This is a genomic window from Mesonia oceanica (assembly GCF_902499555.1).
Taxonomy (GTDB): domain Bacteria; phylum Bacteroidota; class Bacteroidia; order Flavobacteriales; family Flavobacteriaceae; genus Mesonia; species Mesonia oceanica.
On the sequence record NZ_CABVMM010000028.1, the window covers coordinates 1 to 5,540 of the forward strand.

Sequence of the window (5,540 nt, forward strand, 5' to 3'; positions counted from 1 at the left end):
CCTAAAAAAAACATTGGAAGGAAGAAGCTTTTCATAGTCTCCAATATTTTTGCAAGAAACCAGCGTTGTCCCATCGGTTAAATAAAATTCGGTATACCTCCCATCTGCACGACAATACTCAATAGTCTCCGTACGAATAAATTTGGTAGAGTAAACCCCCGGAATAGTCATGATTCCTATTACCCCTTCTCTGCTATGATCATTTACATTTATAGAACTAATTAAACTTTTAATCTGTTCTAGGTTAGTAAACCTTTTTGCTTTAATTTGTTTAAACACTTTGCTGCAAGCAAATTTTAAGTCTTCAATATTTATTGGTTTTATCAGGAAAGAAGCCGTATTATATTTAAAAGACTCTAGGATATATCCATCATAGGCAGAAACGAAAATAACAACATAATCATAAGGGTCAATTTTTAAGAGCAAATCAAAACCCGTTCCTTGGTCTAGTTCGATATCTAAAAATAGGAGATCCGGTTTTTTTTGATTAATTAACCTTACCGCATCTTCAAATTTTGTGGAAGTACCTATTACTTTTATATAGTCATCACAGTAGGTCTCAATATATTCATTTAACAAATTTAAATTATCGCTTTCATTGTCGATTAATATAGACGATAGTTGTTGTTCCATAATAATATTTGAATCATTCAAAAGTTATTGGTTGCGTAAGTAAAGAAATAAATTATAAATTAGTAATAATTTTAACGTTAACTATGGTTCCATATTCGCCATGGCCTCAGAGTTTTATCCATATAAATTTACGAATAAACTATTTTAATGGTTTTGTAGAAATAAAAAAAGCTTTAAATACCTTATTGATTGGTATTTAAAGCTTTTTTTGAGAGCTATTTAAAACAGCTTAGGGATGGTTTTGGAGGAGAATTTTTAAAGCCTTGTAAGGGATGGTTTTTTTAGGGCAATAGGTTTATGCTAGGTAACAACTCTTTTTTTAGTGAGTTTTTTATCCAAAACAGCAAGCCTTTTTTCTTGTTAGATCTTGATAGAGAAGCAGAGCTTTGTGCCCTCTTTTTATTGATAGGCTAGCACCGATAACTCAGAAAAATTAATATAGTCGCTACCGTCGCCAGAATCCCCACCATTGGGTATTACCAGCCTAATTTCATCTGCATAGATGTCGGGTATGTTTACAATATTATCACCTGTAGTTGCCGAGGTAATTGCCGGGGAGGTATATTTTAAGGAGCCACATCTATAGAGCTTGATCTTAACGTTAACAATTCGGTCTGTGCAACAGTCATTGCGTCCGTCCAGTATAAAGCGGGTTATAAAATAGGCCTTTGGCAAGTTTATTTTAAAGCCCCAGTCGCCCGAGGGGTTTCCGTCACGCTTTGTATAAAAACTAGAGTCCTGAACATTGTCCACCCCATCAAACAGCGAGCTAAAAGGAGACAAATGGTAGGTAGAGTTGATGTACGAAAAAGTTACATTGTCAATTCCAATATGGTCTTTTATCAATCTAGCGTAAAGGAGGCTGTCATTATATTGAATTTTTCTCCAAATTGAGCCGTCAAATAGGTATAGCCCTGGAGCTAAATCGCAATTTGAAGAGAGGTTGTAAACCATCAAACCTTTTGCGGGAGAAGGGATGGTCGAGGTGTCTGTAACATCGGTAAGGGCCACCCGCGGTAGTAAAAAACCGCTATTGTTGGATTTTAGTTCTAAGATCGAAGAACTATCTGGGTTAACGGTGCCAATCCCAACTTGGGCAACAACAAAGTTCGGGAGTAGCAGCAAAATCAAGATAAAGGTCCTGGTGATCATTTTCTAAATGTATTTTAATTAGCCAACATAGTTTGATAATCAAAAATACCAAATCATCGACGGCTACCTGTTGTTATTGTGACGAACGGTGGTTGCTCCATTCTTTGCTGCAATAATCCAATAGGGGCTATGTTAAAAGCTGAACTATTTAAAGTGCTGAAAAACAAAAAGTTAAATTGTTGTTTTTTTGAAAAATAGTTAAGTTGATTGTAATATTGGGTTTTGAAAGCTTTGTAACTAACGGGTAGGGTCGCCCTTGGATGATGCTTTAATACGTTTTTTTCCAAAACAGCAAAGCCTTTTTGTTTTTAAATTTTGATAGAGAAGTTTTGTTAATAGGCCATCACCGATAACTCAGAAAAATTAATATAGTCGCTACCATCTCCAGAATCTTCACCATTGGGTATTACCAGCCTAATTTCATCTGCATAGATGTCGGGTATATTTACAATATTATCTGCTGTAGTTGCCGAGGTAATTGCCGGGGAGGTATATTTTAAGGAGCCACATCTATAGAGCTTGATCTCAACGTTAACAATCCGGTCCGTACAACAGTCATCGCGTCCGTCCAGTATGAAGCTGGTTATAAAGTAGGCCTTTGGTAAGCTTATTTTAAAGCCCCAGTCGCCCGAGGGGTTTCCGTCGCGCTTTGCATGAAAACTAGAGTCCTGAACATTGTCCTCACCATCAAACAGGGAGCTAAAAGGAGCCAAATGGTAGGTTGAGTTGATATACGAAAAAGTTACATTGTCAATTCCAATATGGTTTTTTATCAATCTAGCGTAAGTAATGTTGTTCTGATATTTGATTTTTCTCCAACTTGAGCCGTCAAACAGATATAGCCCTGGAGCTAAACTACAATTTGAAGACAGGTTATAAACCATCAAACCATCTGCGGGAGAAGGGATGGTAGAAGTGTCCGTAACATCGGTAAGCGCCACCCGCGGTAGCAAAAAACCCCTATTGTTGGATTGTAGCTCTAAGAGCGAAGAACTATCGGGGTCGGCGGTGCCAATACCAATTTGGGCAACAACAAAGTTCGGGAGTAGCAACAAAATCAAGATAAAGGCTCTGGTGATCATTTTCTAGGTGTATTTTTATTTAGCCAACATAGTTTGGTAATCAAAAATACCAAATCATCAACGGCTACCTGCTGCCATTGTGATGAACGGTGGTTGCCCTGTTCTTTGCAGCAATAGCGAAAATGGGGTTATTTTAAAAAACAAATCATTTAAAGTGTTGAAAAACAAATTCTTAGTGTTTGTTTTTTTTGAAAAAACCTTGAGGTGGTTTTAGCGGTAAAGCTTGAAAGCTTTGTAACTAACGGACAAAGCACCCTTGGGCTATGTGGTAGCGGTTTTTTCTATTCCCTTCCTAAAGAAAATGCGTATAACGATAACACTTGGGGCCGTTTCCGTTAGTTACAAGCAAAACAACCCTTTGTTTTATAAATAGCTGTTTTTTAAATAGTTGTATGATCGATATATTCCCGTTCCTTACACTTAAAAATTTTCTTCAGCATGCTGTTTTACTTTTACCATATAAATTAAGGAGAAGTGAGGGGGGTCAATGCCATAGTTTTCAGTTGAATTAAGGTAAGGATATAAATAATTAAAACGCCTACAACCTTCTTTCCTTTTTTATAAAAAAAGGAAGATAAGATGAAATTCTTGTATTAACAACGGTAGTTACCCACAAAGAATAGGAAGTTGCTCCTGTTTTTTGTGGGTAAACAAGCTCCTAAGGGAGCTGTGCCTTTGGTAAAACAAGATATTTAAAGATCAAATGCTTTTGCCGCATAGCCTTTTTAGCTGTGCTGCAAAATATATATAAATACTAAAGACAATCATAGGTTGATTATAAACTAAATCTGTATGGAACACAAGTACACAAACACATTTACATCAAGGCCGGGCAGTAATACAATAAAGATCAATACGTTTTTTGTAGTGTTCTTTTTGCTGCTTTGTGGGATTTCATCCTACGCTACAGGCGATAACACACCCTGTTCCGGGGAAGAAGTTGCCGGGCAGTATTTTATAGACGCCTCCTTGCCCGAACCCGAGCTGCTTGCCGCGGCCCTGCCCAAGGACGAAGCGATATTTGAGCTCTTTTCACACGGGCGCCCCGGAGCCCTGCTGATAGCGGGCAATTGGCTGGATGCCCCGGCACTCAAAGACTGGCTGCAAGAAAACAGGCTGTTGCAGGGTAAGACGCAGCTGAACATCTACGGCTGTAATTTTGCCCAGGGCGAAAAAGGCCGGGCTGCCGTTCAATACCTTAAAGACGAACTGGGCATTTGCATTGCCGCCTCTACCAATATCACCGGTAAAGATGGGGATTGGGTGTTAGAGGTAGGGAACAAAAACCTTGTTATTGATACTTATGCCTATAACTTACAATGTACAGGGCCAGATGGAGATTGTGATGGGGATGGTATACCAGATGAAGTTGATTTAGATAATGATAATGACGGGATTTTGGATAGTGTTGAGTGTGGTTTTTGTGCAGATCCATTTGTAAACGGTGGTTTTGAAAGCCCTGTCATTCCTTCAGGGACAGGGACATATGCTCAGACGCCTGCTGATCAAGTTCCCGGCTGGGAAACAACCGATGTCAATAATTCAATTGAAATTTGGGGCGATGGATATCTTGGTGTGCCGGCAGCTGAAGGAAATCAGTTTGTAGAGATAAATGCTTATTCAAATGGTACCTTGTATCAAAGCTTTTGTTTGAACGGTCGATCGGGAACAGTCAATTGGGCTATACAACATAGAGGGAGAATGGGTGTAGATGTAGCAGCAGTTAAATTTGGCGAAACTTTAGCAGATGCAATTGCATCTGCTCCTGCGGCCACGCTTACTGATGGTAATACGGCTTGGGGCTCCTATTCGGGAACTTATGTAATTCCTGAGGGTCAAACAACATTAGTTATTGGTTTTCAGGCTATTTCTACAGCAACTGGATCCCCCGCTGCTGGAAATTTGATTGATGATGTCCGCATACAAATAATTCAAGGTTGTATTGACACTGATGGTGATGGTATTGTTAATAGTTTAGATACAGATTCAGACAATGACGGTTGCCCGGATGCCATCGAGGGTGGAGCTGCTTTTACAGCAGCTGACCTGGATGCCAATAATAGGCTCATTGGCGGGGTAGATAGTAATGGGGTGCCCATCATAACGGATTCCCCACAGGCAGTGGGTACAAGCCGATTGGCAACCCAGACCGTAATTACTTCCGATCCCGATGATCAGGTGGTAGACTCTGGTGATCCGGCAAGCTTTAGCATAACGGCCCGTGGTGATGAGACCACCAGCTATACCGGTACAGCGCCCAATACCAACCCTGACTACAACGACCCCGGCAACGCCGATGGGGGGCTTAATTACCAATGGTATTTAGGGGACCCTGATAACGGGGGCACGCAGCTTAGTAATGCAGACGTCTATAGTGGTGTTACCACAGATACCTTGGACATCAGTGATACTTCGGGCCTTTATGGCAACGAATATTACGTGGTGGTGACCCATGATGATAACGCATGTATAAAAGAAACAAGAAGTGCGCAGCTGCAGCTGTTGGAGGCGGCCATAGCCTTAATAAAAACCGGCAGTTTCAACGATGCGAACGGTGACGGCTTTGCCCAGGCTGGCGAGACGATCGATTATACCTTTACGGTAGAGAACACGGGGAATGCGACGCTGACCAACATAACGGTCAGCGATACCCTGGTAACCGTGACGGGCGGC

At 40.5% G+C, this 5,540-nt stretch carries 4 protein-coding genes; 1 reads left to right on the forward strand and 3 read right to left on the reverse strand.

The genetic code is table 11. The features are described from left to right. From FVB9532_RS18990 to FVB9532_RS19000, 3 genes are all read right to left on the reverse strand, one after another. Positions 1-633: LytR/AlgR family response regulator transcription factor (locus tag FVB9532_RS18990; protein WP_150546761.1), on the reverse strand; the 633-nt coding region annotated here is incomplete at its 3' end. Positions 634-1,032: 399 nt separating this feature from the next. After that, on the reverse strand, positions 1,033-1,785 hold the full coding sequence (locus tag FVB9532_RS18995) for a phage tail-like protein (protein ID WP_150546762.1): 753 nt from the start codon (positions 1,783-1,785) through the stop codon (positions 1,033-1,035). A 332-nt stretch (positions 1,786-2,117) separates the two neighbouring features. Then, a complete protein-coding gene (locus tag FVB9532_RS19000; protein ID WP_150546763.1) occupies positions 2,118-2,837 on the reverse strand; it encodes a phage tail-like protein in 720 nt (239 codons plus the stop codon). Between the two features lie 822 nt (positions 2,838-3,659). Between FVB9532_RS19000 and FVB9532_RS19005 the strand changes: the two genes are divergently transcribed. Further along, positions 3,660-5,540 (forward strand): DUF4347 domain-containing protein (locus tag FVB9532_RS19005; RefSeq protein WP_150546764.1); only part of this gene is annotated, 1,881 nt, incomplete at its 3' end.